We start from the raw sequence: 25,679 nt of genomic DNA on the forward strand, positions 1-25,679 counted from the left end.
GAGGAGCATTTCAACGGACCGCCCGTACGTCGCCCATGGCGACTCACCAGGGCACCTGGGGCTACCGCGACCGCTTCGGCGACAGCTTCGGGCGCACCTACTTCCGGCGGTTCGGCCCCGGCGTGGTCTCCAGCGTCGGCGTCGGCACCTACCTCGGCGACCCGACCGCCGCCGTCGACGACCGCTACCACGACGCGCTCGTGACGGCGTTCGAGAGCGGCGTCAACGTCGTCGACACGGCGATCAACTACCGCTGTCAGCGCAGCGAACGCGTCGTCGGCCGCGCGCTGCGCGACGCCGACGTCGAGCGTTCGGAGGTCGTCGTCGCCACGAAAGGGGGGTTCCTCCCGTTCGACGGCTCACGGCCCGAGAACCCCGGTCGATACGTTCAGGAGCGGTTCGTCGACACCGGCCTCGTCGACACCGACGACCTCGCACGCGGGAGCCACTGCATCGCACCCGACGTGCTCGACGAACTGCTCGACCGGTCGCTCGACAACCTCGATCTCGACGCGGTCGACTGCTACTACGTCCACAACCCCGAGACGCAACTGGCGGTTCGGTCGCGCGAGGCCGTCTACGACCAGTTGGAGGCGGCGTTCACCCGGCTGGAGAAGCGACGGACGGAGGGCGATATCGGCGGCTACGGCGTCGCCTCGTGGAACGCCTTCCGCGTCCCCGAGGACCACGAGCAGTATCTCTCGCTCCCCGAGGTCGTCGCCCGCGCAGAGGCGGCGGCCGCGACGGCCGGCAACGAGGAGTCGGGGCTGACGGCGATCCAGCTCCCCTTCAACGTCGTGATGGCCGACGCGTTCACCGTTCGGTCGCATCCGACCGACGACGGTCCGGCGAGCGCACTGGAGTACGCCCACGAACAGGGGTTGTCGGTGTTCACGAGCGCGAGCATCGCACAGGGCGAGCTCGCTCGGGAGCTGCCGGAGGCGATCGCCGCAGAGCTCGCGGGCGACTCGACAGTCCAACGAGCGATCAACTTCGCACGGAGCGCCCCAGGGGTAACCTGTGCGCTGGTCGGGACCAGTCGTCAGAGCCATCTGGCCGAGAACGTCGCGGCCGGCACGTTCGACCCGCTCGGGGCGCAGGCGTTCGACGCCGTCTTCGAGTGAACTAGCGGAGCTCCTTCCACTCGGCCCCACAGTCCGGGCAGGTCCGCACCGAGAACACTTCGTCGGGGTCGTTGCGCTTCTTGAGCGTCTCCTCGCAGTCCGCACAGCTCAGTCGGTCGTAGGTGTCCTTGGCGAGTTCGCCCTCTCGAAGCCCCTTGCGAGTCGATTTCATCGTGCCCCGCGTTTCGGAGCCGGGAGCAAAAGCTCTCCGGTGGTGAATGTCGGTGTATCCGATACATCTTCGACGAGCGTGTCGGTTCCGGAACGTTTGACACGGGGGACGTGGAACCGCTCTCCGTGTCCCGTGGTCGGCTGTTCGGTACGCTCTGCTCGCTCGTCCTCTTGGTGAACCTCGGGCGCGTCGTCTTCGCACCGTTGCTGAAGGAGCTCATCTCGGTCTTCTCGATGGGTGAAGGGACGGCGGGGCTCATCGCGACGCTCGTCTGGGTCGGCAGCGCGGCGCTCCGCGTGCCGACAGGGTGGCTGCTCACCCGCGTCGCCCGCCACAGAGTCGTTCTCGGGACGGGCGTCGTGCTCACGGCTGCGGCCGCCTTCACGGCGGGGGCGAACTCGGTACCGATGCTCGCCGTCGGCGCGCTGCTCATGGGGCTGGCGTCGGGCGCGTACTTCGTCGCCGCCAACCCGCTCGTGAGCGAACTGTACCCCGAGCGCGTCGGTCGCGCACTCGGCATCCACGGGACGGCCAGCCAGATCGCCGCCGTCGTCGCCGCCCCGTTCGTCACGCTCGCGCTGCTCTACGACTGGCGACTCGCGTTCGTCGCCATCGGCGTCGCCGCGGCGCTCGTCACGCTCGCGCTCTACGTGACCGCACGTCGGACCGACCTCCCGGCGGCCGGCACCGCGGACCGCGACGTCGTCGGTGCGGCACGGCAGCAGTGGCGGATCATCCTGCTCGGCGTCGCCGTCCTCGGGTTCACCGGGTTCGTCTGGCAGGGGTTGTTCAACTTCTACGAGCTCTACATGGTACAGAAGGGGCTCGACGAGACGACGGCGAAGAATCTCCTGACCGTCGTCTTCGCCGCGGGCGTTCCGGCGTTCGTCGTCAGCGGTCGGCTCGCCGACCGCCTCCCGCACGTCCCCTACCTGCTCGGCATCGTCGCCGCGTTCGTCGGCTGCCTGTTCGTTCTAACCCGCATCGAGGGGGTCCTCCCGGTCGTCGCCGTCACCGCGGTTCTCGGCTACGTCATCCACAGTCTCTTCCCCGCGCTCGACACCTACCTGCTCGACACGCTGCCGGACGAGAACCGCGCGAGCGCCTACGCCGTCTACAGCGGCGGGATGATGGTCATCCAGGCGATGGGGTCGGTCGCCGTCGGGACGCTCGCCGAGGGTGGACTCGCCTACGACACGATCTTCGGCGGCTTCGCGACCGGGCTCGGCGTGCTGGTCGTCGTGCTCACCGGACTTCGGCTGGCGGGTCGGCTCCCGACGTGAGCGCTCTGCCCCCGCGTTCGCCGCTACCCGGTGCCCTCCCGCGACGCAACCGGCCGGCTTTTGCCGTCGGAGTCCACAGTCTCGTCCGATGGAGTACGTACAGGAGCGGGTGACGACGCTCCACGACCTCCGGAACCCGACGCCCGACGCGCCGACCGACCGGACCGCCGTCGTCGTCCCGATGACGGAGCGAGAGTACGACGGTCTCGCGGTCGAGCGGGTGCTCTCGGAACTCGAAGCCGTCGACCCCGCCCGAGTCGTCGTGCCGCTCCGCGCCTCCACCGAGCAGGTCGGCCCCTTCGCCGACTGGCTCACCTCGTTCGAGCTGCCGGTAGAGGTGCTGTGGTGCGGTGGCCCTCGGCTCGCCGACCTGCTCGCCGACCACGGACTGGACGGCGAGCACGGGAAGGGACGGGACGTCTGGTTGGCGCTCGGCCGCGCCGCCTCCGAGGAGTTCGTCGTCGTCCACGACGCCGACACGAAGACCTACTCGCGGTCGTACGTCCCGCGTCTGCTCTTCCCGTTGACGCACGGCCACGGGTTCTCGAAGGGCTACTACGCCCGCGTCGAGGACAACAGACTCTACGGGCGGCTGTTCCGACTCTTCTACGCCCCGTTGGTGCGGACGCTCAGCGACGGGCACGACGCGCCGCTGCTCCGGTATCTCGACGCCTTCCGGTACGCGCTGGCCGGCGAGTTCGCGGCGACGAGCGACGTCGCCCGACAGCTGCGTGTCGCTCGGACGTGGGGGGTGGAGGTGAGCACGCTCTGCGACGCGTTCGACGCCGTCGGCTTCGAGGGGAGCGCACAGGTCGACCTCGGCGCATACGAACACGACCACCGCTCCGTCGGCGGCCCGACCGGCCTCTCGGAGATGAGCGGCGCCGTCGGCGCGACGCTGTTCCGGGCGCTCGAAGAGCACGGCGTCGACGTCGACTACGCGACGCTCCCCGAGCAGTACCGCGAGGTCGCCGAGCGGTTCGTCGGGCAGTACGCCGTCGACGCGGCGTTCAACGGCCTCGACTACGACCGTGAGGCGGAGACCGAACAGATCGAGTCGTACGCGACGGCGCTCCGCGAACCCGGTACGGACACGCGACTCCCCGCGTGGGATGCCGTATCACTTACCCCGGAGGCCGTCTTCGATGCGGCAACGGAGGATCTGAAAGAGACGAGATGAGCGAACGTGAGACGTACGACGAACTGGCGGGCGTGGTCGACCTCTTCGGAGCGCTGACCCGCGAGGAACTGCGACGCGCACTCGTGGAGTTGGCGTACAAACAGGGACGAGAGACCGACGAGACGGCGCTGTCGGCGGCCGTCGAGGACGCCGTCGCGGAGTACTACCTCGTCGAGTGCGGCGGCGAGGCGGTCGACGGCGACGGCACCGCCGACGCGACGTTCCTGACGGTCGGTCCCGTCGCCTTTCCGACCCTGCCACCGAACGCCGAGGACCTCCCGCACATCCTCGACGTCGAGCGCCGCGTGGTCGACCGCGAGACGCTCGGCGAGCAGGTTCACGAACGACTGCTCGGCGACGCCGCGCGGGCCGTGAATGCCGGCGACGGCGAGCGCGTCGACCATCTGCTCGACGTCAGCTACGACCTCGAGGCGTGGGCCCCGGTCGAGGTCGCCGACGCGCGAGCGCGGCTGGACGAAGCCCTGCAAGATAAGAGCGCCGGGCGTCAGTGATGGGTATGGACCTCTCGGGGGTGACCCGCCACGAACCCACCGCCGTCGAGGGTGCGACGCGGCGCGCGGCCGTCCTCGCGCCCGTCCTCGACCGTGGCGGGGAGCCACACCTGCTGTTCACGAAGCGCGCGGACCACCTCGGCGAACACGCCGGCCAGATGAGCTTCCCCGGCGGCGGCGAGGAACCGAGCGACGCGGACCTGCAGGCGACGGCGCTCCGCGAGGCCGAAGAGGAGATCGGTCTCCCGCCCACCCAGGCACAGGTCGTCGGCCGCCTCGACGACATCGAGACGATCACCGACTACTCGGTGCGCCCGTTCGTCGGTCGCGTGCCCGACATGGCGTTCACGCCCGACGAGCGAGAGGTAGCCGAGATCGCGGTCCTCTCGGTCGCTGACCTGACCGACCTCGACAACTACGAGTCCGAGCGCCGCGACCACCCCCACTACGGCGACATCCGCCTGCACTTCTTCCACGTCGACGGCTACACCGTCTGGGGTGCAACGGGGAGAATACTCGTGCAACTGTTGGAACTGACCACCGACTGGCGGATGCCGCCGGAGGCCGACCGGGTCGTCGACCCCGATGCTGACTACCCGGTGTAGGAGCGACACGACTTTTTTGGCGGTGATGGCGATCGCGTAGCCTCTGATGTGATGCGTGGCTTCACGCCGTCTTGTCGGCACGTACACTCGTATGAGGCTCTCGTAAACGAGAGCAAGATAGAGCGTGCTCTGTCGGGGGATGAGCGAACGAACGCAGAGAGAGAACACGCTCCCTGCGCGCGAAGTACAGGTGTCTCGACGAAGAGGTAGAGCACAGCCTCGACGAAGAGATACAACGGGATGACCCACAGGAGGGAAACTGCGACGAGCGCTGCCACGGTGAAGAACGCTCCCGAACCACCAGAACCCGTCTGCAGGAAGATCAACACCGCGAACCACAGCGTCAACAGTTGGACGACGTCGGACCGAGACAGGGACATATCGACGACTGAAACCGGCGTGAACAAAAGGCTACGCACTCACTCCGTGTCGATGTGATGCACCGCCGCGGGCGACAGCAGCCGCCCGCTCGGCAGTTCGACCCACCCCGTCGCGAGCACCCGGACCGGCCCCTCGTGGAGCACCGTCTCTCGGTCGGCGTCGGCGTAGACGACGGCCTCCCGGTACTCCTGTTCGAACAGTTCGGTGAGGTACTCCCACAGCGAGTCGGTGGAGACGACCACGACCTCGGAAACCGCCCGTCCGTACAAAAAGATTCGGCCGGAGCGAGCGCCGTCGCAAAACACCGTCGTCAACGACAGGCTTATTGCCGAAACCACGGAACGAGCAGGTACATGGTCGCACAGACGATGGGTCGCGTTCCGCGACGCCACTGACCACCTTCTCTCTATGAGTAGTGATTCCACATGTTGACCGGTGAGCGCACAGTCTCGAAGACGGGTCTCGACGTCGCGGCGCTGAAGCCCGCCGAGTGCGACGTCCGGCGGGCGTTAGAGCTCCCGTTCGACACCGTCGCCATCGACTACGAGGGTCGCGAGCGGCTTCCGTCGACGGAGCTACTGTCCGAACTCGCCGCCGAGAAGCGCGTGTTCGTGACGACGCCCGTCCGTGCCGACGGGTTCGACCCGCTCGGCGACGACAGCCTCTACGACACCCTGCCGGCGGAGGTCGACCCCGTGTTCGTCGCCGGTCACCCGGCGTACCTCACCGACGCCGAGCGCTCGCGGGCCATCGCGCCGCGACTGGGGGCGGCCCGCGAACGGAACGCCGACGCGTGGGTCGGCACCGAGGGCGTCGAACGCGTCGCGCTCGCCGCCGGCGGCCCGCAGTACGAACTGCTCTCCCGGACCACCGACCGCGACGTGCGGGCGCTCCGCGCCGCCGGGTTCGAGGAGACGATCGCGCTCTACGCGCCGACCGTCTGCTCGGACGACGAGGACGAGATCCTCGACGCCGTCGGCGGCTACGTCTCGCGACGTGGCCCCGTCCGGCGGGCGCTCCCCGAGGACGCACCGACCGACAGCAGCGCGACGGGCCGTGCGCGCGAGGTCCTCTCGAAGGCCAGCCGGGACTACACGCTCGTCGGCACGCCCGAGGAGGTCGGCCGTCGTGTCCGAGAGCTGAAAGCGCTCGGCGTCGACGTCGTCGCCGGCTACCCCGCCCGCGGCGTCGACGAGTTCCTCGACTGACTCCGACACATCGGGGTGAGTTCTGACGCCTCGGACGCCCCGACCTCGACGTCGACCGACTCGACGACGAGAAGAACTTTCGCCCCCAAGCTAAGTGCCTCGAGAGCGACGCCTGGGTATGCACGTCGCAGTCGTCGGAGCGGGTGCGGTCGGCGTCACCGCCGCGACGGAGCTCGCCGTCGCGGGTGCCGACGTCACCCTCTTCGACCGAGGCGAACCCGGTAACGGCAGCTCCGGCCGCGCCGCGGGGATCGTCTACGACGCCTACGCCGAGGATATCGACGCCGAACTCGCCGCACGGTCGGTCGAACGCTTCCGTCGCCTCTCCGGCACCGGCGACTTCGCGTTCGTCGACTGCCCGTACGTCTTTCTCGCCCGGGAAGGCGACGAGAAGGTCGCCGAAGCCATCGTCGGCAGCGTCGACCGGATGCGCCACCACGGGCGGGACGTCGAGGTGCTCTCCCCCGAGGAACTGGCCGCGCGGTTCGGCGACCACCTCGTCGTCGACGACGTCGCCGTGGCCGCCGTCGCCGCGGACGCCGGGCGGGCCGACCCCGCGAGCTACGTGGCGACGATGGCCGACCGCGCACGGGCCGCGGGCGTCGAGTTCCGCACCGGCCGCGCAGTCGGTCTCCACACCGATCCGCCGGGCGTCGTCGTCGGCGCGGCGGTCGAACGGTTCGACGCGGTGCTCGTCGCCGTCGGCGCACACACGAAGCGACTGTTCGCCGAGGCGGGCGTCCCCATCGCGCTCAAACCGTACCGCGTGCAGGCGCTCACGTCTCGGACAGCCTACGACGGGCCGATGTGTTTCGACGCCTCCGCGGACGTCTACTTCCGCCCGCATCCGACGGGGCTGCTCGGCGGCGACGGCACCGAACCCGTCGAGGCAGACCCCGACGAGTGGAACCGCGAGGCCGACGAGTGGTTCGTCGACGAGTTGACGGCGGAACTCCGCACTCGCGCCGACCACGCAGTCGACGTCGAGCGAGCGTGGGCGGGACTCTGTACGGCGACACCCGACGGCGACCCGCTGCTCGGCGAGGTCGCCGAGGACGTCTACGTCGCCGCCGGCTGGCAGGGCCACGGGTTCATGCGCGCGCCGGCGACGGCGGAGGCTATCGCCGCACAGATCCGCGGCGAGGCGGGTATCGAACCCTTCGAGCCGACCCGGTTCGACGGCGACGAGGAGTTCGCCATCTTCCAGGGGATGACCGTCGAGGAGTAAGCGCGGCAAGAAAGAGCGGAGTCGAGAGACGCAGCGGAGTCGAGAGACGCGTCAGTCGTCCCGTCTCTCGTCGTCGCTGTCGTCGGACGGTTCGGCGTCGAAGTCGACCGGCTCCTCGTTCTCGGCGTCCTCGAGCTCGATCTCGCCCTCGTCTTCGTCGTCGAAACCGATCCGTTCGCCGTCGTCGCCCTCTTCCCGTACCTGGACGTCGCGTGCCGTCTCGCTCTTGGGGATGCGGACCTGCAGCGTGCCGGTCTTCGTCAGCGTCGCCGAGGAGCGGCCGGGGTCGACGTCGGCGTCGTCGGGGAGCTGTGCCGAGCCGTCGAGCGACAGGCCACGCCCCGGGAAGCGCATCTCGAACCCCTCGTAGAAGTCGCGGAAGCGGTCGATGCGGACCTGGACCTCGCCGTCGAGGAAGCGGACCTGCAGGTCGCTCTGCGTCGCGCCGGGGGCGTCGAAGACGACGAGGTAGGCGTCGTCGCTCTCCAGCAGGTCGTAGGAGAGCGGTTTTCGTTCCTGTACCTTGCTCATCCCCCGTCCGGCCCGGTCGAGGACGGCGTTGAACGCGCTCTTGCCGAACTCCCGCAACCCGCTCATAGTTCGATGGCCTCCAGCGTCTCGCTCTCCCGGCAGTACGGACAGACGAAGTCTGCGACCCCCACGTCGTCCGGCATGTCGTACGTGTAGTGCAGTTCGAACATGTCGAGTTCGCAGTCAGCGCTCGTGCACTTGACTTCGAGGGTGGCAGGCATGCGAGAGGATAGTGGTCCCACCCTGATAAGTGGCGCGGGGGCGGCCGTTCCCGCCGGAGCCCTTATCTGTCGAACCGGCGAGAGGACGGTATGAACGGCTTCGAACCACCGTCTCGGGTGTACGGCGTAGACTTCCGCGGGGCCGACGACGCCGACGACGCGGTCTGGGTCGCCGAGGGAGTGGTCGACCCCGCCTGCGACGGTGGAGAGGGGTTCGACGGGGCCGGCCTCCGCCTCGTCGACTGCCGCCCGGCCACGGAGCGGTTCGACTGTCCGTCCGACCGCGAGGCGCTCCTCCCGGCGCTCGCGGCGTTCCTCGGCGGACTCGACGGCGACGCAGTCGTCGGCGTCGACTTCCCGTTCGGCGTCCCCGCGTCGCTCGTCGGTGCCGACGACTGGGAGACGTTCGTCCACCGCTTCCCGAGTCGGTTCACCTCGCCGGAGCAGTTCAGTCGACGCTGCGTCGAACTGGCGAAACTGGTCGACGGCGGGGTGGAGACGAGACTGGTTCGAGAGACGGACGAACCGCTGAGCGCGCTGTCGCCGTACGACCCTCACCTCGCCGCTCGGACCTTCTACGGCGTCCGGGACGTTCTCCGTCCGCTCGTCACCGCCGACCTGATTCGGGTCCACCCGATGCAGTCGCCCGACTCGACGAAGCCGTCGCTGCTCGAGGTGTATCCGGCCGGGACGCTCGCGGATCTGGGACTCGACGGCGTGCCTGCCGGGACCGACGCCGAGGCGGACCGGGAGCGACGCGAGTCGGTCCTCGACGGACTGGTCGAGTACGGCGTCGCCGTCGACGAAACGGTCCGAAGCCGGGTGGTCGGCAACACCGGCGGCATCCTCGACACCCGCGACGCCGACGACGCGCTCGACGCAGTCGTCGCCGCCGTCGCCGCCTACCGCAACACGCGGGACGCCGGGACGCTCTGTGCGACCGACGAGCGACGGGCAGTCGAGGGCTACATCTACGTGTGAACGGGCGTCGGGCCGTCGCATCGTGACGCCGACGCACCGACGCGACGCCGGAACCGCACCGTTTTACCGCTCGGTCGCAAAACCGGGCACATGACTGACCCGGCCGAGTTGTCCGTGACGCTCGTCGACGGGTACGTCGACGAACCGGCACACTTCGGCGTGCCGCCGTACATCTCGACGTACCCCCGCTTTACGGCCGGCGCGCTCGTCGACGCCGGCGTCCCCGAATCGCAGATCACCTACCACACCATCGACGAACTCCGCGACGACCGTCAGAACTGGGCCGACGTCGCCGACGCCGACCTCATGATCTACATCGGCGGGATGACCGTCCCCGGCAAGTACGTCGGCGGCACGCCCGCCGAACCGGACGAGGTGCGCGAACTGGCGTGGGTCGCCGAGGGGACGTCGCTGATGGGCGGCCCCATCCGCTTCGGCGTCGGGGACGAGAACGCCGGCGGGATGGAGATGGAGCGGAAGGACCTCGACTACGACTTCGTCGCGAAGGGCGACGTCGAGGCGGCCGTCTACGACCTCGTCGACTCTGGACTCGAGGGGTTCGGCAATCGGATGCGCGACAACGACGAACTCGACCGCTGGGCCGCCGAGGGGGCGTTCGTCGTCGAACAACACCCGAATCACCCGGAGTACCTCATCTGTGAGATGGAGACCTCTCGGGGGTGCGCTTACCGCTGTTCGTTCTGTACGGAACCGCTGTACGGCAACCCCGCGTTCCGCACCGCCGACTCCGTCGTGAAGGAGGTCGAGCGCCTCTACGAGCGCGGCGCGCGACACTTCCGTCTCGGCCGACAGGCCGACATCCTCGCGTTCGGCGGCGACGGCGAGGCACCGAACCCCGACGCCCTGCGGCGACTGTACGGCGGTATCCGCGAGGTGGCCCCCGACCTCGGGACGCTCCACCTCGACAACATGAACCCCATCACCATCGCGAAGTGGCCCGAGAAGTCCAGAGAGGGGATCCGCATCATCGCCGAACACAACACGCCCGGCGACACCGCCGCCTTCGGTCTCGAATCCGCCGACCCGCTGGTGCAGGAGGAGAACAACCTCAACGTCAGCGCCGAGGAGTGTTTCGAGGCGGTCCGCATCGTCAACGAGGCCGGCGGGTGGCGTCCCGGCGAGGACCCCGAGGACGCGCCGACGTTCGACGAGGAGGCGCCCGACAGACTCCCCAAACTCCTCCCCGGTATCAACCTCCTGCACGGGTTGAAGGGCGAACGCGAGGAGACGTTCGAGCACAACAAGCAGTTCCTCCAGCGCGTCTACGACGAGGGGCTGATGGTCCGCCGCATCAACATCCGGCAGGTGATGGCGTTCGACGGAACCGACATGTCCGACACCGGCGCGCAGATCGCCGAGGACCACAAGAAGCTGTTCAAGAAGTACAAACGGGAGGTCCGCGAGGAGATCGACCGGCCGATGCTGCGACGGGTCGCCCCGCCCGGAACCGTCCTCGAAGACGTCCACCTGGAGTACCACCAGGACGGGAAGACGTTCGGCCGCCAACTCGGCACCTACCCGCTCCTGGTGGGCATCCCGGGCGAGCGAGAGCTCGGTCGGACCGTCGACGTCTCCGTCGTCGACTATGGCTTCCGGTCGGTGACGGGCGTTCCGTTCCCGCTGGACCTGAACGCGGCCAGCATGGACGAGCTGACGTCGATTCCGGGCGTCGGCAAGCAGACGGCGGGCAACATCATCGTCAACCGACCGTACGAGTCGGTCGGAGAGGTCGCCGGCGACGTCGACCTCTCGAAGTTCACCGGCGTCTCCTCGGACTGACCCGTCAGACTGAGGCAGTTTTTTCTTCCGCCGCCGTCACCGAGTGGGTATGGATATCGCTCGCGTGTCTGTCTCCGTCGATACACGCGCTCCTACCGGGCAGACGTACGCCTATCTTCTCGGGAGCACCGACGCGCTCCTGGTCGACCCCGCCGGCCGGAGCGAGCGGTTGGACGCGCTCGTCGCCGAGCGAGACGTCGCACACGTCGCCGTCACGCACGCCCACCCCGACCACGTCGGCGCGGTGGCACACTACGCCGACGTGACGGGAGCGACCGTCTGGGCGCACGAGGACCACGTCGAGCGATTCGAGGACGCGACGGGCCGCACGCCGGACCGGACGCTCGGCGAAGGGACGCGTCTCCCCGTCGACGGCCGCGAGGTGGCCGTCCTCGACACGCCCGGCCACGCGCCGGACCACGTCGCCTTCGCCGTCGACGACGACGTCGTCAGCGGCGACCTCGCGGTCGCGGAGGGCAGCGTCGTCGTCGGCGCGCCGGAGGGGGACATGATCGCCTACGTCCTCGCGCTCCTCCGCCTGCAGGCCCGCGCTCCCGACCGGCTCCTCCCGGGACACGGCCCCGCCATCAGAGAGCCGAACGCCGTGCTCGCTCGCCTCGTCGACCACCGACTCGCCCGCGAACAACGCGTGTTCGACGCCGTCGCGGACGGTGCACGCGACGTCGACGCCGTCCTCGACGCCGCCTACGACAAGGATCTGTCGGGCGTGCGCGACCTCGCGCGAGCGACGGTCGTCGCACACGTCGAGAAGTTGGCCGAGGAGGGGCGCGTCGAGTGGGACGCTGCGAGCGAGCGAGTCGCTCCCGCCGAACGGACCGACCAGTTCGACGGAACCGACCAGTCCGACCGGCCCGACCGTCCCGAACGGACCGAGTAGCGCCCCGTCCCGACGGGGTTTTGTGTCGCCACCGCCGACGACCAGCCATGGAGACGCTCGAAGCCGAACTCCGCAGGGCGCGAGCGCTCGACGTCTCGGCGTTGGCAGACGCCATCGAGACGATCGGCTTCGAGTGCACGCGCTGTGGAGCCTGCTGTAAGGGATACGACGGCGAGGACGGCGAGCGAGAGCCGCACACGGCGACCGTCTTTCCCGACGAGGTGCGGGAGTTGGAGGAGGCGACGGGTCGGGAGTGGCGGGACGTCGCCCGTCCGATGCCCTACGGTCTCGTCGACGGTGAGGACGGCCCCGAGGGGGAGACGTTCGAGTGGGCGCTCCAGACGGGCGCCTGCGGCGACTGTACCTTCTACACCGAAGACGACGAGGGGAAGGGGGCGTGTCAGGTCCACGACGACCGCCCGCTCATCTGTGAGACCTACCCGTTCAGCGTCGCCCTCGGCGGGACGAGCCAACCGATGGGCGAGGCGGTGGAGAGCGTTGCGCTGCCAGCGCAACGGGTAGCCGGTGAAACCGGCGACGAGGAGGGGATGCTCCACGCCCACGAGTGTGAGGGGCTCGGCCGCGACATCTCCCGCGAAGCGGCCGAGGAGCTCGCAGGAGCCTTGAAAGAGCGTGCCGTCCGCGAGTTGGAGGAGGCCATCGGCGTTCGCGACAGCTACCGGCCGGTCGAGGCCGACGGCGAGGTCGTCGTCCACGACTCCGAGGGGGCGAAGCGGCGCGACGGGACGCCGCGGTAGCCGGGCGACGACGCGGCCAGAACCGACCCACGAGAGCGTCGAACGGGCCGGCGGTACCTCTTTAACGCCGGCGACCCACTGCACAGTCGAACTGGAGGTCTACACCTTGGAAATCTCAGATAAGCTCCTGTGTCTGTTCAATGCCGAAGTTCGCGAGGAAGACGACAAATACATCGTCGAGGTCCCCCGCCGCGAGATCGAGACCGGTTCCGTCGACGTCGACGAGATCTACCGGGTCGCGCTCATCTCCCGCGAGGAGACGGTCGAGTCCGAGGGTGGTGAGACCCGGACGTCCAGCGAACCGCAGCCGCCGGTCGAGACTGGCGAACTCCGGTACGTCGAGATCGAGGACATCGGCAAACAGGGCGACGGCATCGCACGCGTCGAGCGTGGCTACGTCATCATCGTCCCCGACGCGGAGATCGGCGAGCGGGTGAAAGTCGAGATCACGGAAGTGAAGTCGAACTTCGCGGTCGGCGAGATCATCGAAGACGACTTCTGAGGGGGTTGTCGTCGTCCGCCGGGGGACCAGTGATCCCCGACGAGCGACAGTCGATTCTCACACGGAGAAGAGTCTCCGAACGAGACGAGAACCCCGGTGAGCGGGTGACTCGCGCTCCCGCTCACCGAACCTGGGCGTTCCAGTACGACACCGAGGCGAGTTTCTCGCCGAGACCGCTGCCACGGAGCTTCGTGTCCAGCTCTCGGACCCGGCCGGCGACCTCGTTGGGGATCTCCCGGTAGAAGCCGAACGGGAGGACGAAGTCGTGGGCGTCCGAGACGAGTTCCAGCCCCGCACCGTAGAGCAGGTTCTCGACTTCGACCCGCGAGTAGAGTCGCGACCCCATCGGGAGGAGCCACGTGTAGACGCTCCGCGTGCTGTACCGGTTGAACGTGTCGAAGAACACCTGGTCCTTCGAGACGCGACACATCTCCGCGAGGAACTTCGCCGGCGTGTCCGCCAGATGGAAGAACCGCATGGCGAACACCGCGTCGAAGTGGTCGTCCGGAAACGGCAAGCGGGCGGCGTCGCCGCGCATGAACTCGACGAGTCCGTCGACGCCGGCGCTCTTGGCTTTCTGACGACCCTGTGCCATCATGGCCGAAGAGATGTCGAGTCCGACGATGTTCGCACCGCGCTCTGCGAGCATGACGGTGAACCGACCGGTGCCGCAGGCGATCTCGAGAACGTCCTTCCCCTCGACGGGACCGAGCGCCTCCAGCACCGCCTCCTTCTCGCGCCGGTCGATGAGTCGGCCGCCGTCGGAGAACCGCTTGGCGTCGTACTCCTGGGCCACTTCGTCGGCCTGGTACCACTCCTTCCCTTTCACACTACTCGTGACTGCTCACCCGAACTGTAAAGTCGTATTGGATGCGGTCGTCGCTCGGTGGAAGAGCTTTGTCACTCGATACCATAGTCCCCGTATGCCAGTCTGTCATCGCTGCGAGAGCGACCACGAGGTCGACGAACTCGTCCGTCACGACCACCGAGGCGTCCTGCTCGTCCACTGTCCGACGTGCGAGTGTCTGATGGGACGGTACCGCCGTCACGGCGACCGCCCCGAGGTCGACCGCCTGCGGGACGCGTAGTTGCACCCATCGGTATCTCACTGGAACGAACCCTCCGCGAGACCGGGCGAGAACCCGAACGAACAATCGCTCGGGACCGGAAAAACCGCGAGACTGCGATACGACTACCCCATAGATATTAGGACCTTAAGGTGTGTCAAGGCTTTTGTTCTATATGTAGCCAACCTTTACCACTGGCGACGTCCGACCGTGTAGTATGAGCACCAGTACCGCAGAAGCCAGCAGCGAAGACCTGCTCTCGGAGACCGAGTTCCGCGACCGTCTCCGCGAACTGCCGCCCAGTGCGAAACTCGTCGCCAAAGTCCTCGAGAGCGACGCACCGCTCTCGCAGGGCCAGCTCGCCGAGGAGTCGCTCCTCCCCGACCGGACGGTCCGCTACGCGCTGAACCGGCTCGAGGACTCGGACCTCGTCGGGTCGCGTTACAGCTTCAAGGACGCACGCAAGCAGGTGTACTACCTGAACTGCTGACGACCCGAACGGACAGCTGACGGGTCGACACGACCCACGACAGGCCGGAGACACCTGACCAAGCCGTCTCCGGCTGCACCCACTTCCTTCCGACCTCGTCTCCGCGAGATGCGTCACTTTAAGTGTCGTGTCGTACTGATGGCTGGTATGGACGTCTCGGTCGTCGTCCCGACCTTGAACGGGCGGGACCAGCTGGCCGCCAGCCTCGACTCGCTGGCAGCGCACGCACCGGACGCGGAGGTGATCGTCGTCAACGGTCCCTCCGCGGACGGGACGACCGGGATGGTTCGCGAACGCGACGACGTCGACGTGCTCGTCGAGATCTCGGCGCGGACACTCAACGTCGCTCGGAACGCGGGCATCGAAGTAGCCGACGGGGACGGCGTCGCCTTCCTCGGGCAGGATCTCGTCGTCGAGGAGTCCTGGTTCGACGCGCTCCGTAGGGGCCTGGAGGACGCCCACGTCGTCACCGGCCCGACGCACCAGACGCTGCAGGGGGGGATGACGACCGAGGAGGCCGAAGAGCGTGACATCGCGAACCGTCACGTCACCTACTTCAACGGCCGGAACGTCGCTTTTCGCCGCCGGACGCTCCACGACCTCGACGGCTTCGACGAGTATCTCGAGACCGGCGGCGCACGCGACACTGCCCACCGACTCGGTGGACTCGACGCCGACGTCAGTTGGACGCCGGAGATGTGCGTCCGCCGGGAGTACGAGGCCGACGGCGGCGTCGAGCAGCGCGACTGGCGGTGGAAGTACCGCGCACTCGCCTACCGACTGGTGAAGAACTACGGACTCCGTCCGACGGTCGTCCGTCGGACGCTCGCTCACGCCGTCGGCGACGCCGCCTCGGCCGCCCGCGACGTCGTCGGCGGCGAGGGGACACCGACGGGGTGGTTCGGTAACGGCCGCGACGTCGTCGGCGGTATCTCGACGGGCACCTCCGACGGACTGGTCGCCCGCGCACGCGACCGGGACCGGTCACGCAACCCTCACGGGCTGTCGAAGCGCGCCGACCGGGCGGTCGCACGGTACGACTGGCGGTGAGGGTTCAGTCGCCGCCGGGACCGAGTTCGGGAACGACGCGTGAGGGGTTCTTCGAGAAGGCACGTCGCATCGCGTCCTCCGAGACGTCGAGCGTCAACAGCTCCATCACGCCGACGTCCGGGTGTGTCTCGGGTGCGCCGCTGCCGAACAGCACGCGGTCGGGATGTTCTCTGAGTGCGCGTTCCAGCACGGCACGGTAGCGCACGAAACTCGTCTCCAGATAGAGACCGTCCTCGTCGTCGAGCAGGTCGATCGCCGCGCCCATCAACTCGCGGTTGAGGGGGAAGCCGCCGAAACTCGTCAGGACGACCGGGAAGGAGCGGTCCAGCAGGTGGTCGGCGACGGCGCTCGGAGGGAACGCCTCGCCCGCGTAGACGAGGACGGGGAGGTCGACGTCGTCGAGTCGGTCGAGCACCGCGTCGTCGGGGAGTCCGTCGCGGGCGGGGTCGAGCACGAACCCGTGGAACCGGCCGTCGTAGGCGTACTGTTCGACGTCTTCCGGCGAGACGTGGTGCTCCTTCCGGGCGGCCGTGAGGTTGCGGAGACGGGAGGCCGCGCCGCTGGCGACGTCGCGAACCCCGTTGAGGCGAGCGAACGCGAGGAACGGCCGGTCGACGCTCAGTCGCGCGACGGCGTTGTTCGCGCGGAGATACCCCTCCGAACGGGGGCGTACGCTGGGTGCGACGACCGACCGGACGACGCCCGCCTGGTGCATCTCGCGTTCGAGGCGCTCGGGGGTGATCTCGCGTCCTCGGGTGGCGACCGCACCCGAGTCCGGATCGAGCCGTGCGTTCACGTCCACGACTCGAAAGCCGTGTTCCAACTCCAGCATCGTCCACATCTCCGTATCGTCCGTTATGTTCCTGTCGATACCGATGTGGGAGGTGTGCCAGCAGCTCGCAGTGTACCCCGACGCTGTCGTGCGATTCCTTCGGTCCGGATAGAAACGTATATATAGAACCGCTAACCATGGGACTGCTGAGGTTTACTCATCATGGCAAGTCGCATGCAGCAACCGATGTTCATTCTCTCGGAAGGGAGCCAGCGGACCCGCGGGCAGGCCGCCCAAGACTCCAACATCCGCGCCGGAAAGGCCGTCGCCAACGCGGTACGGACCACACTCGGTCCGCGAGGGATGGACAAGATGCTCGTCGACTCCTCGGGCACCGTCGTCATCACGAACGACGGCGCGACCATCCTCGAGGAGATGGACATCGAGCACCCCGCCGCACAGATGATCGTCGAAGTCGCCCAGACGCAGGAGGAGGAGGTCGGTGACGGGACGACGACGGCCGCCGTCCTCACGGGCGAGTTGCTCGCGCAGGCGGAGGATCTCTTGGACGCCGATCTCCACCCGACGGTCGTCGTCGAGGGGTACCACGAGGGTGCCCGTCTCGCACAGGAGGCCATCGACGGGATGGTGCTCGATCTCGACCTCGGCGACGACGAGACGCTCCAGCAGGTCGCCGAATCCTCGATGACCGGCAAGGGGACCGGCGACGTCACCGCCGACGCCCTCGCGAAGCTCGTCGTCGAGGCGGTCCGCCACGTCGCCGACGGCGAGAAGATCGACCGCGACAACATCCGCGTGCTCACCCGCACGGGGGCCTCCTCGTCGGCGACGGAGTTCGTCGAGGGCGTCGTCATCGACAAGGAGCGCGCGAACGACAACATGCCCAAGCGCGTCGAAGACGCGACCGTCGCCGTCCTCGACATGAAGCTCGAAGTTCGTAAGGGAGAGTCGAAGGCGGAGTACAACATCACCTCCGTCGACCAGCTCAACGCCGCCATCGAGGCCGAAGACCGAGAGCTCCGCGGCTACGCGAAGACGCTCTCCGAGGCCGGCGTCGACGTCGTCTTCTGCACGAAGAAGATCGACGACCGCGTCGCGGGCTACCTCGCGGACGCGGGCATCCTCGCGTTCAAGAACGTCAAGTCGAAGGACGCGAAGGCGCTGGCCCGCGCGACCGGCGCGAAGCGTCTCGGCTCGCTCGGCGACGTCGACGAGTCGGACTTCGGCCACGTCGACACGGTTCACGTCGAGAAGTTCGGCGACGACGAACTCACCTTCATCGAGGGCGGCGACGCGGCGAAGTCCGTGACGCTGTTCCTCCGCGGCGGCACCGAACACGTCGTCGACGAACTCGAACGCGCGATGAACGACGCCGTCGACGTCGTCATCGCCGCGCTCGACAAGGGTGGCGTCGTCCCCGGTGCCGGCTGCACCGAGGTCGCCATCTCGGACCACATCCGCGCCGAGGCCGCGGGTATCGAGGGGCGCAAGCAGCTCGCCGTCGAGGCGTTCGCCGACGCGGTCGACTCGCTGCCCCGCACGCTCGCCGAGAACTGCGGGATGGACCCCATCGACGCCATCGTCGACCTCCGCGCCATGTTCGACAAGGAGGGCCGCGCCGGCATCATCTCGACGGGTCGCACCGGCGAGATCGCCGACCCCGTGGAGTACGGCATCATCGACCCCGCCGCAGTGAAGCGTGAGGCGGTCGAGTCTGCGACCGAAGCCGCGACGATGATCGTCCGCATCGACGACGTCATCGCGGCGGAGTAAGGTCGAAGTCGAGTCGAATCGAGCTCTTTGGGTTTTTTGAGGTTTCTGTTCCGTCAGTTCGGCGAACAGGGACGACAGTCCGACGCCGCGCGCAACCGTTCAGAGTTCGACCGACGCGACGCGCTCGAACTGACTCGCCTCGTCACTCAAGTACTCGACCTCCACGTTGTCGATGGTGAACTCCCACGCGAAGTCGTAGTCGAGGAGGAACGACACGACCTCGCCAACCTGCTCGTCGTCGACGCCGAGAGCGAGTCCGACGTGCGGAAACCAGCTCCCGGGTTCGTAGAACGGCATCAGCGGCTCACCGAGCGCACGGAGTTCGGCGACCATCTCGTGGTGGAGCTCGCCCAACGCCCGGGAGTGAGTCACCGGGACGTAGACGTGGTTGCCCGGAAAGACGCCGAGGCCGTCGGTACGGACGGAGAACGGCTCGTGGTTCGCAGCGACGGCCGCGACGACTCGTTCGACGGCGTCGAGGTCGGCGTCGTCGAGGCCGTAGAGCGTGAAGTGCGGAAACGGGTTGACCATGCTGCCGAAGCCGAACTCGGCGTCGAGCTTCGCCCAGACCTCCTTCACGGTGCTGTAGTGCGGTTCGGGGAGCGTGGGGCCGACGATGATGCTCACGGTCGGAACTCACGGGCGTCTGTCAAATCTGTTGTGAACGCTCAGACGCGCGGCAGCTCCCACTCGTAGCGGAGCGCGAGCACGCGAACCGAGAACACGAGTCCGGCACAGACGAGTGCGGCCGTGTCGCCCGTCACGCCCAGCCGAAGCAGTAGCCAGAAGACGACACCGCCGACGAGCGCCGGCGTCGCGTAGAAGTCCTCGCGCAGGACGACGGGGACGCGCGTGAGCAGCAGATCGGCGAGACTTCCGCCACCGACGGCGGTCAACGTGGCGAGGATGACGACGCCGTAGGGTGAGAGTCCGGCCTGCGACCCCACGAGCGCCCCCGTCGCGGCGAAGGCGGCGAGTCCGACCGCGTCGGGGAGGAGGACGGCCGGGTGGTCGCGCAGTCGGTCGGGGATCGCCCGCGTGAGGACGACGGCGAGTCCGACGCCGACGAACGCGACGCTCATCTCGCCGACGGACTGCAGCGAGGCGGGCGTCCGACCGACGAGCACGTCGCGCATCGTTCCGCCGCCGAGAGCGGTGAGGACACCCAGAACTGTGACGCCGAAGAGATCGAGGTCGGCGTCGGCGGCCTTCAGCGATCCGACCATCGCGAACGCGACGAGACCGACGACGTTCATCAACTCGAAGGCGTCCATCAGAACTCGAGGTGGACCGGGTCGCCAGTGGCGAGTCCGAACGCCTCGTCGCCGCGTCCCTGGTTCACGTCGCACTCGACGTAGCCGTGGCTGCCGACGGTGAGCAGTCGGTCACCCTCGGGGACGGCGGCGAAGGAGTCGCCGACGGGGACGCGCTCGCCGCTCACGGTCGCCTCGTCGCAGTCGGCGAGGACGTCGCCGGGGACGTTGGTGATGGCGTTGCCGAAGTCGTCGACGACGAGCACCTCGCCGGTGGCGACGGTCGCTCTGCCGTCGCTTCCGGATCGCTCGACCGTCGCCTCGGGGAACGTGAGATCGACGTAGTCGCCGTCGCCGAGGGGTGTGAGGCGGTCGATCCCGTCGAGCGCGTCGACGCCGACCGCGTGGACGTCGGCCGCGGCGGGGGCGAAGACGTCGCGCCCGTGGAAGGTGCGTGAGTCGGGGTCGTCGTAGGCGACGTCGAACACCTCGAGTGTCGCTTCCTGCCGCGCTGCGAGTCGTCTCGCCGGCGGCAGGAGCAGCCCGTTGTCGGGGCCGACGAGCGCGTGGTCACCGACGCGGACGGCGAGCGCCGCGCGGTCGGTGCCGACGCCGGGGTCGACGACGGCGAGGTGGACGGCGGGCGGGAAGTAGGGGAGCGTCTCTCGGAGCCAGAAGGCGGCGGCGCGGACGTCCTGTCGCGGGAAGTCGTGGGCGACGTCGACCAGCGTCACGTCGCCGAGGCGGTCGAGGAGGACACCTTTCATCGCGGCCGGGTAGGGACTCCCGAAGTCGGAGGCGAGCGTGAGCATCGTCGGTTACTCGGAGTGGGCGTTGGGGGTGCCGTTGGAGTCGCTGTCGCTGACCTTCTGGATGCGCTCGATGCCGTCGATCTCGTCGACGACGTCGACCGCGGGGTCGGGGACGAGATGCCGCCAGTCCTCGTCGTCGATCATCCGCTGGCGGAGTTCGGTGCCTTCGAGCACCTCGCGGCGGAACATCGGCGACTGGCGGACCTCGACGCCGGCCTCGTTGAACAGTTGGATGACGAGCGGGTTGTTCGAGTAGGCGACGTCGAACTTCGGCGACATGCTCTGGACGTGGCTCACCCAGACGGAGTTCCGGTCGAGGTCCTCGATGGGGACCACGTAGGTGGTGAGGTCGAACTCGGCGACCGACTTAGTGATCATCATGACGCGCTCGCCGGCGGTAAAGGGGTTGCGCGTCGAGTGCGAGTCGCCCGCGCTCCCGATGCCGAGAACGAGTTCGTCGACCTCCGTTGCGATCTCTTTCACCATGTGGTGGTGGCCGTTGTGATACGGCTGGAAGCGACCGATGTAGAACCCCCGCATGCCCCTCAGTTTCGACCGAACATTTATAAACCCGACGAGTCGGCGATTACGACCGAAACGGGGCGTAACGGGCGTCAAAACCCGGATACGGTGATGCGTCGCGCCGACCCGCGGGGAGAAAGTATATCAATCGCGCACCCTACGGTCTATACAGCGACATAGTTCTATGAGCAACGACATGGACAACGACGACAGGCACCCGGAGCAAGGGGCCCACGACTCCGAGCGGTCCGAGCAGTCGGACCCCGAGCAGGAGCAGGTCCCGACGTCCGGGGGCCAGCCGACGGACGGCAGCCGTGAGCGGGGTCACCACCCCGACCCCGAGGGGACGGAGAGCGGGTCGATAGACGACCTCGGCAGCAGCGTCGAGGTCAACGCCGACATCGCGGAGAACGTCGACGAGGACGACCTCCTCGGCGGACTCCTCATCGACTCGACGGACGAGATCGAGGTTCCCGACCGACTCGTCGACCAGGTCATCGGACAGGAGCACGCTCGCGACGTCGTCATGAAGGCGGCGAAGCAGCGCCGTCACGTGATGATGATCGGCTCCCCGGGGACGGGGAAGTCGATGCTCGCGAAGGCGATGGCCGAACTCCTGCCGAAGGAGGAACTGCAGGACGTTCTCGTCTACCACAACCCCGACGACGGTAACCAGCCGAAGGTGCGAACGGTGCCGGCCGGCAAGGGTGAACAGATCGTCGAGGCCCACAAAGAGGAGGCGCGCAAGCGCAACCAGATGCGCTCGTTCCTCATGTGGATCATCATCGCCGTCGTCCTCGGCTACTCGCTCATCATCGCCGGGCAGATCCTGCTCGGCATCCTCGCGGCGGGTATCATCTATCTGGCGTTCCGCTACGGCTCTCGCAGCGGCGACGCGATGATTCCGAACCTGCTGGTCAACAACGCCGACACGAAGACGGCGCCGTTCGAGGACGCGACGGGCGCACACGCCGGGGCACTGCTCGGCGACGTCCGCCACGACCCGTTCCAGTCCGGCGGGATGGAGACGCCGAGCCACGACCGCGTCGAACCCGGCGCGATCCACAAGGCGAACAAGGGCGTGCTGTTCGTCGACGAGATCAACACGCTCGACATCCGCTCCCAGCAGCATCTCATGACCGCCATTCAGGAGGGCGCGTTCGGCATTACCGGGCAGTCCGAGCGCTCCTCGGGTGCGATGGTCCAGACGGAACCGGTCCCGACGGACTTCGTCATGGTGGCTGCGGGGAACCTCGACGCGATGGAGAACATGCACCCCGCGCTCCGCTCCCGTATCAAGGGGTACGGGTACGAGGTGTACATGGACGACACCATCGAGGACACGCCGGAGATGCGGCGTAAGTACGCGCGGTTCGTCGCCCAAGAGGTCGCCAAGGACGGTCGCCTCCCGAGCTACGACCGTGAAGCCATGGAAGAGGTCATCCTCGAAGCCCGCCGCCGTGCGGGCCGGAAGGGACACCTCACGCTGGAGTTCCGGAACCTCGGTGGACTGGTGCGCGTCGCCGGCGACATCGCTCGTGCGGAGGGCGCAGAGATGGTCACGCGGGACCACGTCCTGCAGGCCAAGCGCCGCTCGCGCAGCATCGAACAGCAGATCGCCGACGACTACATCCAGCGCCGCAAGGACTACGAGCTCTCCGTCAACGACGGCTTCGTCACGGGGCGGGTCAACGGCCTCGCCGTCATGGGCGAAGACTCCGGTATCGTGATGCCCGTGATGGCCGAGGTGGCTCCCTCGCAGGGGCCCGGACAGGTCATCGCCACCGGGAAGCTCCAGGAGATCGCCGAGGAGTCGGTGCAGAACGTCTCGGCCATCATCAAGAAGTTCTCCGACGAGGACCTCAGCGAGAAAGACGTCCACATCCAGTTCGTCCAGGCCTACGAGGGCGTCGACGGCGACTCCGCCTCCGTCACGGTGGCGACCGCCGTCATCAGCGCGCTGGAGAACGTCGGGGTCGCACAGAACATCGCCATGACCGGGTCGCTGTCCGTTCGTGGCGACGTGCTCCCGGTCGGTGGGGTCACCCACAAGATCGAGGCGGCCGCGAAGGCCGGCATGGACACCGTCATCATCCCGGCGGCGAACATGCAGGACGTCATGATCGAAGACGAGTACAAGGAGATGGTCGACATCATCCCCGTCTCGCACATCAGCGAGGTGCTCGACGTGGCGCTCGAGGGCGAACCCGAGAAGGACTCGCTCATCGACCGCCTCAAGAGCATCACCGGATCGACGCTCGACAAGCAGCAGGGCAAGAGCGTCAACAAGGGTCCGAGCAGCCCCAGTCCGCAGTAGATGACCAACTGGGCGGCGTTCGCGGGGTTCGCGGGCGTCGTCCTCGGCTTGCTTCTCTTGCTCGCACACGCCTCGAAGGCGGTTTTTACTGACGGTTCTAACGACGAGCGACGGCTCGCGTTCGACCCGGAGCGGCCGTTGAAGCGCCGTCGTCGCGACCGACCCGACGGGACGACGCCGGACGGTGGCGTCACGAGGGACGTCGACGCCCTTACCGGCGACTCTGACGGTGGCTGGGAGGCGCTCGACGTCGACCGCCACTACCGACACGGGCCGCACGCAGGAGGCGGCTACGAGCTGTCGACGGCGTCGCTGCTCGTCAACGTCGCGCTCTCACAGGGGCTGTTCGGCGCGTTCCTCGTCGTCGGTGCGTGGTACACCGAGATCCCGCTCGACGCGCTCGGACTCGGCGACGACGGCGTGAGCCTCCTCGCGTTGGCGCTCGGCGTCGGACTCGGCGTCGGACTCTACGCGGTCAACGAAGTCGGCGCGGCCTTCGGCGAACGACTCGGCGTCGGCAACTCCGAGGAGTTGCGCGAGGCGCTCGCACCCGACTCTGCGGGCGGATGGGCGGTGCTCCTGTTTCTCGTGCTTCCGGTGATCGCTGGCTTCGAGGAACTGCTGTTCCGGGCGGCGCTCGTCGGCGTCGTCGCCGCGGGGTTCGGCGTCTCGCCGTGGCTGCTCGCGGCGCTCTCCTCGGTCGCCTTCGCGCTCGGCCACGGTGCGCAGGGGCCGGGCGGAATCCTCGTCACGGGGATGCTGGGGTTCGTGCTCGCGGCGGCGTTCGTGCTGACCGAGAGTCTGCTGGTCGTCGTCGTCGCGCACTACCTCGTCAACGCCCTGGAGTTCGTAGTCCACGAGGGGCTCGGTATCGACTGGGTGTAGCGCTTATCACGACCCCAGCTGAATCGGACGTATGGTCCCCTCCCCGTTCGACGGCCGGCGTGACCTTGACGCGACGGACGTCGTCGCCGCCGTCGGGCTCGGCTGTTGTGTGCTCTTCGGGAGCCTCGCCATCCTCGACCGAATCGTCGGTACTGACTTCTGGCCTACTGACTTCGGGTTCGGTGTCAACCTCTTCGTGTTCGGGTCGTTGTACGGGGTGTTCCTCCGACGCCTCGCACTCCGCGAGCGGCGTCTCACGGTCGGATTCCTGACGGTCGCGGTGTGTGCGATGGTCGCCGCCGCGTACACGAACCCGGAGGGACCACTGATGCCCGTCGCCGTTGTCTCACTACTCGTCGCGGGCGTCGTGGGCGGGAAAGGAGTCGTCGAGTCGCTCGGGACGTCGCGCAGTACGGGTCATTGAGGGAGCGACGCCGGAGTGAAGTACCCCACGCACCCAGAATGCGTATGGCCGCCTCCGAGATCACCCAACGACAGCAGAACCTGCTGCGCGCGTTCCTCCTCGGCTACGTGTTGCTCGTGCTCGTCTCCATCGCCACGGGCGACCCGCTCGTCTCGCTGGTCGTCGACGTCGTCTTCAGCGTCGCCATCGTCGTCGTCGGCTATCTCGTGCTCGTCAACAGCGGCGGACAGACGCTGGGCGTGACGACCGGCGTCGCGTTCGTCGGCTCCGGCGTCGCGCAGGCGATCGCGCTCGTCACTGGGTGGCCGACGGCGGAGACGACGTCGAACCTGCTGTTGCTCGCCGGCCTCCTCCTGTATCTGTACGGACGGCTGAAGAGTCGGTGAAGTGAGAGAGGGAGAACCCGCTCAGCGTTCGACCGCTCGCAGTCGCTTTCCGACGTCTGGCGGCGTCGCTCCCCGTGCGCCCTCGACGCGGTGGTCCGGGACGAAGATCGGTGTCGGGTTCTCGCGGAGCGCGTTCCGCACCGTCGCCATCTCCTCGTCGTCCCCGTCGTCGAACCCCGCCAGTCGCGCGACGCGGTCGACGGAGACCGTCTCGCCGTAGGGGAGCTTTCTGAGCGCGTCGAGCACTCGGCGCTGCTCCGTCGGCACCGTCAGCGCCACGGGGACGTCGTCGAAGTGGTCCTCTGCGCCGGCGAGGTAGTCGTCGATGCGGTCGAGCAACGGATGGTCGCCCTCGGCGTCGTCGGCGACGTGCGCGGGGAACGAGACGTCGATGACGTTCCCGCCTGCCACACCCAACTGGATCACGGTGTCCAGCGCGTCGAACTCGCGTGCGTAGATTCCGGCGTCCTCCATACCACCTCGGAGGACCGACCCGGACTTGAAAGTTGAGCCAGTGGCGCAA

General features: G+C 68.0%; 31 protein-coding genes. 20 read left to right on the forward strand and 11 right to left on the reverse strand.

Annotated features, from left to right (window positions below; all coding sequences use genetic code 11):
- Positions 1–35: 35 nt before the first annotated feature.
- Positions 36–1,124 (forward strand): aldo/keto reductase, encoded by a 1,089-nt coding sequence (locus tag EOHIBHHM_RS02725; protein WP_497254396.1) that lies wholly within the window; start codon positions 36–38, stop codon positions 1,122–1,124.
- Position 1,125: 1 nt separating this feature from the next.
- Here EOHIBHHM_RS02725 and EOHIBHHM_RS02730 read toward each other — a convergent pair whose 3' ends face one another.
- Positions 1,126–1,296 carry an HVO_0758 family zinc finger protein gene (locus EOHIBHHM_RS02730; RefSeq protein ID WP_497254398.1) on the reverse strand — a complete coding sequence of 57 codons (171 nt, stop codon included), beginning with the start codon at positions 1,294–1,296 and terminating at the stop codon, positions 1,126–1,128.
- A 125-nt stretch (positions 1,297–1,421) separates the two neighbouring features.
- Between EOHIBHHM_RS02730 and EOHIBHHM_RS02735 the strand changes: the two genes are divergently transcribed.
- From EOHIBHHM_RS02735 to EOHIBHHM_RS02750, 4 genes are all read left to right on the forward strand, one after another.
- The gene (locus EOHIBHHM_RS02735; RefSeq protein ID WP_497254400.1) at positions 1,422–2,579 is read left to right on the forward strand and encodes an MFS transporter; all 1,158 of its coding nucleotides are present in this window, start codon (positions 1,422–1,424) and stop codon (positions 2,577–2,579) included.
- Positions 2,580–2,667: 88 nt separating this feature from the next.
- A complete protein-coding gene (locus EOHIBHHM_RS02740) occupies positions 2,668–3,759 on the forward strand; it encodes a glycosyltransferase family protein (RefSeq protein WP_497254402.1) in 1,092 nt (363 codons plus the stop codon).
- Complete coding sequence (locus tag EOHIBHHM_RS02745; protein WP_497254404.1) at positions 3,756–4,271, forward strand: DUF7109 family protein; 516 nt, start codon at positions 3,756–3,758, stop codon at positions 4,269–4,271. Before EOHIBHHM_RS02740 ends, EOHIBHHM_RS02745 begins: the two co-directional genes overlap by 4 nt.
- A 5-nt stretch (positions 4,272–4,276) precedes the next feature.
- Complete coding sequence (locus tag EOHIBHHM_RS02750) at positions 4,277–4,876, forward strand: NUDIX hydrolase (protein WP_497256886.1); 600 nt, start codon at positions 4,277–4,279, stop codon at positions 4,874–4,876.
- A 419-nt stretch (positions 4,877–5,295) separates the two neighbouring features.
- On the opposite strand, the gene EOHIBHHM_RS02755 is transcribed toward EOHIBHHM_RS02750, so the two are convergent.
- Positions 5,296–5,499 (reverse strand): hypothetical protein, encoded by a 204-nt coding sequence (locus EOHIBHHM_RS02755; RefSeq protein WP_497254406.1) that lies wholly within the window; start codon positions 5,497–5,499, stop codon positions 5,296–5,298.
- Positions 5,500–5,682: 183 nt separating this feature from the next.
- Between EOHIBHHM_RS02755 and EOHIBHHM_RS02760 the strand changes: the two genes are divergently transcribed.
- Entirely contained in the window at positions 5,683–6,465 is a 783-nt protein-coding gene (locus tag EOHIBHHM_RS02760; RefSeq protein WP_497254408.1) for a DUF7388 family protein, read from the forward strand.
- Positions 6,466–6,583: 118 nt separating this feature from the next.
- A complete protein-coding gene (locus EOHIBHHM_RS02765; protein ID WP_497254410.1) occupies positions 6,584–7,693 on the forward strand; it encodes an NAD(P)/FAD-dependent oxidoreductase in 1,110 nt (369 codons plus the stop codon).
- 51 nt (positions 7,694–7,744) lie between these two features.
- Here EOHIBHHM_RS02765 and EOHIBHHM_RS02770 read toward each other — a convergent pair whose 3' ends face one another.
- Together EOHIBHHM_RS02770 and EOHIBHHM_RS02775 are read right to left on the reverse strand one after the other, a co-directional pair.
- Positions 7,745–8,290 carry an Hsp20/alpha crystallin family protein gene (locus tag EOHIBHHM_RS02770; RefSeq protein WP_497254412.1) on the reverse strand — a complete coding sequence of 182 codons (546 nt, stop codon included), beginning with the start codon at positions 8,288–8,290 and terminating at the stop codon, positions 7,745–7,747.
- Positions 8,287–8,445, reverse strand: a complete 159-nt coding sequence (locus EOHIBHHM_RS02775) for a DUF7559 family protein (RefSeq protein WP_497254414.1) — start codon at positions 8,443–8,445, stop codon at positions 8,287–8,289. Before EOHIBHHM_RS02775 ends, EOHIBHHM_RS02770 begins: the two co-directional genes overlap by 4 nt.
- Positions 8,446–8,535: 90 nt before the next feature.
- Between EOHIBHHM_RS02775 and EOHIBHHM_RS02780 the strand changes: the two genes are divergently transcribed.
- From EOHIBHHM_RS02780 to EOHIBHHM_RS02800, 5 genes are all read left to right on the forward strand, one after another.
- Positions 8,536–9,426: a DUF429 domain-containing protein gene (locus EOHIBHHM_RS02780; protein WP_497254416.1), complete on the forward strand. Its 891-nt coding sequence runs from the start codon at positions 8,536–8,538 to the stop codon at positions 9,424–9,426.
- A gap of 90 nt (positions 9,427–9,516) precedes the next feature.
- Positions 9,517–11,226 carry a radical SAM protein gene (locus EOHIBHHM_RS02785; RefSeq protein WP_497254418.1) on the forward strand — a complete coding sequence of 570 codons (1,710 nt, stop codon included), beginning with the start codon at positions 9,517–9,519 and terminating at the stop codon, positions 11,224–11,226.
- 49 nt (positions 11,227–11,275) lie between these two features.
- Entirely contained in the window at positions 11,276–12,124 is an 849-nt protein-coding gene (locus EOHIBHHM_RS02790; protein WP_497254420.1) for an MBL fold metallo-hydrolase, read from the forward strand.
- A 47-nt stretch (positions 12,125–12,171) separates the two neighbouring features.
- Positions 12,172–12,882, forward strand: coding sequence for a YkgJ family cysteine cluster protein (locus EOHIBHHM_RS02795; protein WP_497254422.1), 711 nt, complete (start codon positions 12,172–12,174; stop codon positions 12,880–12,882).
- Between the two features lie 106 nt (positions 12,883–12,988).
- Positions 12,989–13,384 (forward strand): TRAM domain-containing protein, encoded by a 396-nt coding sequence (locus EOHIBHHM_RS02800; RefSeq protein WP_497254424.1) that lies wholly within the window; start codon positions 12,989–12,991, stop codon positions 13,382–13,384.
- Between the two features lie 121 nt (positions 13,385–13,505).
- On the opposite strand, the gene EOHIBHHM_RS02805 is transcribed toward EOHIBHHM_RS02800, so the two are convergent.
- Positions 13,506–14,213: a class I SAM-dependent methyltransferase gene (locus tag EOHIBHHM_RS02805; protein WP_497254426.1), complete on the reverse strand. Its 708-nt coding sequence runs from the start codon at positions 14,211–14,213 to the stop codon at positions 13,506–13,508.
- A 94-nt stretch (positions 14,214–14,307) separates the two neighbouring features.
- Between EOHIBHHM_RS02805 and EOHIBHHM_RS02810 the strand changes: the two genes are divergently transcribed.
- The 3 genes from EOHIBHHM_RS02810 to EOHIBHHM_RS02820 all read left to right on the forward strand — a co-directional run bounded on the left by EOHIBHHM_RS02810 (position 14,308) and on the right by EOHIBHHM_RS02820 (position 15,991).
- A complete protein-coding gene (locus EOHIBHHM_RS02810; RefSeq protein ID WP_497254428.1) occupies positions 14,308–14,472 on the forward strand; it encodes a hypothetical protein in 165 nt (54 codons plus the stop codon).
- Between the two features lie 196 nt (positions 14,473–14,668).
- Positions 14,669–14,941, forward strand: a complete 273-nt coding sequence (locus EOHIBHHM_RS02815; RefSeq protein ID WP_089821606.1) for a winged helix-turn-helix domain-containing protein — start codon at positions 14,669–14,671, stop codon at positions 14,939–14,941.
- Positions 14,942–15,088: 147 nt separating this feature from the next.
- A complete protein-coding gene (locus EOHIBHHM_RS02820) occupies positions 15,089–15,991 on the forward strand; it encodes a glycosyltransferase family 2 protein (protein ID WP_497254430.1) in 903 nt (300 codons plus the stop codon).
- Positions 15,992–15,995: 4 nt separating this feature from the next.
- Here the strand turns inward: EOHIBHHM_RS02820 and EOHIBHHM_RS02825 are convergent, their stop codons facing one another.
- Positions 15,996–16,823 (reverse strand): amidohydrolase family protein, encoded by an 828-nt coding sequence (locus EOHIBHHM_RS02825; RefSeq protein WP_497254432.1) that lies wholly within the window; start codon positions 16,821–16,823, stop codon positions 15,996–15,998.
- Positions 16,824–16,997: 174 nt separating this feature from the next.
- On the opposite strand from EOHIBHHM_RS02825, the gene thsA reads away from it, so the two are divergent.
- Positions 16,998–18,557, forward strand: coding sequence for a thermosome subunit alpha (gene thsA / locus EOHIBHHM_RS02830; protein WP_497256888.1), 1,560 nt, complete (start codon positions 16,998–17,000; stop codon positions 18,555–18,557).
- A gap of 99 nt (positions 18,558–18,656) precedes the next feature.
- On the opposite strand, the gene EOHIBHHM_RS02835 is transcribed toward thsA, so the two are convergent.
- The 4 genes from EOHIBHHM_RS02835 to EOHIBHHM_RS02850 are packed head-to-tail and all read right to left on the reverse strand — an operon-like array spanning position 18,657 to position 21,162.
- The gene (locus EOHIBHHM_RS02835) at positions 18,657–19,184 is read right to left on the reverse strand and encodes a 2'-5' RNA ligase family protein (protein WP_497254434.1); all 528 of its coding nucleotides are present in this window, start codon (positions 19,182–19,184) and stop codon (positions 18,657–18,659) included.
- Positions 19,185–19,225: 41 nt separating this feature from the next.
- Complete coding sequence (locus tag EOHIBHHM_RS02840; RefSeq protein ID WP_497254436.1) at positions 19,226–19,831, reverse strand: trimeric intracellular cation channel family protein; 606 nt, start codon at positions 19,829–19,831, stop codon at positions 19,226–19,228.
- Positions 19,831–20,622 carry an SAM hydrolase/SAM-dependent halogenase family protein gene (locus tag EOHIBHHM_RS02845; protein ID WP_497254438.1) on the reverse strand — a complete coding sequence of 264 codons (792 nt, stop codon included), beginning with the start codon at positions 20,620–20,622 and terminating at the stop codon, positions 19,831–19,833. The genes EOHIBHHM_RS02840 and EOHIBHHM_RS02845 overlap by 1 nt, the downstream gene beginning before the upstream one ends.
- 6 nt (positions 20,623–20,628) lie before the next feature.
- Positions 20,629–21,162: a nicotinamide-nucleotide adenylyltransferase gene (locus EOHIBHHM_RS02850; RefSeq protein ID WP_497254440.1), complete on the reverse strand. Its 534-nt coding sequence runs from the start codon at positions 21,160–21,162 to the stop codon at positions 20,629–20,631.
- A gap of 166 nt (positions 21,163–21,328) precedes the next feature.
- Here EOHIBHHM_RS02850 and lonB point away from each other — a divergent pair, with 166 nt between their 5' ends.
- From lonB to EOHIBHHM_RS02870, 4 genes are read left to right on the forward strand one after another with little or no spacing between them, the layout of a single operon-like run.
- Positions 21,329–23,461 carry an ATP-dependent protease LonB gene (lonB, locus tag EOHIBHHM_RS02855; RefSeq protein ID WP_497254442.1) on the forward strand — a complete coding sequence of 711 codons (2,133 nt, stop codon included), beginning with the start codon at positions 21,329–21,331 and terminating at the stop codon, positions 23,459–23,461.
- Positions 23,462–24,346 carry a CPBP family intramembrane glutamic endopeptidase gene (locus EOHIBHHM_RS02860; protein ID WP_497254444.1) on the forward strand — a complete coding sequence of 295 codons (885 nt, stop codon included), beginning with the start codon at positions 23,462–23,464 and terminating at the stop codon, positions 24,344–24,346. It abuts the gene before it with no gap.
- Positions 24,347–24,377: 31 nt separating this feature from the next.
- The gene (locus EOHIBHHM_RS02865; protein WP_497254446.1) at positions 24,378–24,770 is read left to right on the forward strand and encodes a hypothetical protein; all 393 of its coding nucleotides are present in this window, start codon (positions 24,378–24,380) and stop codon (positions 24,768–24,770) included.
- Between the two features lie 44 nt (positions 24,771–24,814).
- Positions 24,815–25,156: a hypothetical protein gene (locus tag EOHIBHHM_RS02870; protein WP_497254448.1), complete on the forward strand. Its 342-nt coding sequence runs from the start codon at positions 24,815–24,817 to the stop codon at positions 25,154–25,156.
- A gap of 21 nt (positions 25,157–25,177) precedes the next feature.
- Here the strand turns inward: EOHIBHHM_RS02870 and EOHIBHHM_RS02875 are convergent, their stop codons facing one another.
- Entirely contained in the window at positions 25,178–25,630 is a 453-nt protein-coding gene (locus tag EOHIBHHM_RS02875; protein WP_497254450.1) for a methylated-DNA--[protein]-cysteine S-methyltransferase, read from the reverse strand.
- Between the last annotated feature and the right edge of the window lie 49 nt (positions 25,631–25,679).

It is taken from the genome of Halogranum roseipondis (genome assembly GCF_059695585.1).

Excerpts from the sequence above, each read along its gene's own strand:
- EOHIBHHM_RS02825 (WP_497254432.1), bottom strand. The coding sequence starts at position 16,823 with ATGCTGGAGTTGGAACACGGCTTTCGAGTCGTGGACGTGAACGCACGG.
- EOHIBHHM_RS02820 (WP_497254430.1), top strand. The coding sequence starts at position 15,089 with ATGGACGTCTCGGTCGTCGTCCCGACCTTGAACGGGCGGGACCAGCTG.
- EOHIBHHM_RS02870 (WP_497254448.1), top strand. The coding sequence starts at position 24,815 with ATGGCCGCCTCCGAGATCACCCAACGACAGCAGAACCTGCTGCGCGCG.
- EOHIBHHM_RS02725 (WP_497254396.1), top strand. The coding sequence starts at position 36 with ATGGCGACTCACCAGGGCACCTGGGGCTACCGCGACCGCTTCGGCGAC.
- EOHIBHHM_RS02775 (WP_497254414.1), bottom strand. The coding sequence starts at position 8,445 with ATGCCTGCCACCCTCGAAGTCAAGTGCACGAGCGCTGACTGCGAACTC.
- EOHIBHHM_RS02840 (WP_497254436.1), bottom strand. The coding sequence starts at position 19,831 with ATGGACGCCTTCGAGTTGATGAACGTCGTCGGTCTCGTCGCGTTCGCG.
- EOHIBHHM_RS02865 (WP_497254446.1), top strand. The coding sequence starts at position 24,378 with ATGGTCCCCTCCCCGTTCGACGGCCGGCGTGACCTTGACGCGACGGAC.
- EOHIBHHM_RS02790 (WP_497254420.1), top strand. The coding sequence starts at position 11,276 with ATGGATATCGCTCGCGTGTCTGTCTCCGTCGATACACGCGCTCCTACC.
- EOHIBHHM_RS02750 (WP_497256886.1), top strand. The coding sequence starts at position 4,277 with ATGGACCTCTCGGGGGTGACCCGCCACGAACCCACCGCCGTCGAGGGT.
- EOHIBHHM_RS02740 (WP_497254402.1), top strand. The coding sequence starts at position 2,668 with ATGGAGTACGTACAGGAGCGGGTGACGACGCTCCACGACCTCCGGAAC.
- EOHIBHHM_RS02845 (WP_497254438.1), bottom strand. The coding sequence starts at position 20,622 with ATGCTCACGCTCGCCTCCGACTTCGGGAGTCCCTACCCGGCCGCGATG.
- EOHIBHHM_RS02770 (WP_497254412.1), bottom strand. The coding sequence starts at position 8,290 with ATGAGCGGGTTGCGGGAGTTCGGCAAGAGCGCGTTCAACGCCGTCCTC.
- EOHIBHHM_RS02875 (WP_497254450.1), bottom strand. The coding sequence starts at position 25,630 with ATGGAGGACGCCGGAATCTACGCACGCGAGTTCGACGCGCTGGACACC.
- lonB (WP_497254442.1), top strand. The coding sequence starts at position 21,329 with ATGAGCAACGACATGGACAACGACGACAGGCACCCGGAGCAAGGGGCC.
- EOHIBHHM_RS02815 (WP_089821606.1), top strand. The coding sequence starts at position 14,669 with ATGAGCACCAGTACCGCAGAAGCCAGCAGCGAAGACCTGCTCTCGGAG.
- EOHIBHHM_RS02860 (WP_497254444.1), top strand. The coding sequence starts at position 23,462 with ATGACCAACTGGGCGGCGTTCGCGGGGTTCGCGGGCGTCGTCCTCGGC.
- EOHIBHHM_RS02765 (WP_497254410.1), top strand. The coding sequence starts at position 6,584 with ATGCACGTCGCAGTCGTCGGAGCGGGTGCGGTCGGCGTCACCGCCGCG.
- EOHIBHHM_RS02810 (WP_497254428.1), top strand. The coding sequence starts at position 14,308 with ATGCCAGTCTGTCATCGCTGCGAGAGCGACCACGAGGTCGACGAACTC.
- EOHIBHHM_RS02760 (WP_497254408.1), top strand. The coding sequence starts at position 5,683 with ATGTTGACCGGTGAGCGCACAGTCTCGAAGACGGGTCTCGACGTCGCG.
- EOHIBHHM_RS02780 (WP_497254416.1), top strand. The coding sequence starts at position 8,536 with ATGAACGGCTTCGAACCACCGTCTCGGGTGTACGGCGTAGACTTCCGC.
- EOHIBHHM_RS02785 (WP_497254418.1), top strand. The coding sequence starts at position 9,517 with ATGACTGACCCGGCCGAGTTGTCCGTGACGCTCGTCGACGGGTACGTC.
- EOHIBHHM_RS02730 (WP_497254398.1), bottom strand. The coding sequence starts at position 1,296 with ATGAAATCGACTCGCAAGGGGCTTCGAGAGGGCGAACTCGCCAAGGAC.
- EOHIBHHM_RS02745 (WP_497254404.1), top strand. The coding sequence starts at position 3,756 with ATGAGCGAACGTGAGACGTACGACGAACTGGCGGGCGTGGTCGACCTC.
- EOHIBHHM_RS02850 (WP_497254440.1), bottom strand. The coding sequence starts at position 21,162 with ATGCGGGGGTTCTACATCGGTCGCTTCCAGCCGTATCACAACGGCCAC.
- EOHIBHHM_RS02795 (WP_497254422.1), top strand. The coding sequence starts at position 12,172 with ATGGAGACGCTCGAAGCCGAACTCCGCAGGGCGCGAGCGCTCGACGTC.
- thsA (WP_497256888.1), top strand. The coding sequence starts at position 16,998 with ATGCAGCAACCGATGTTCATTCTCTCGGAAGGGAGCCAGCGGACCCGC.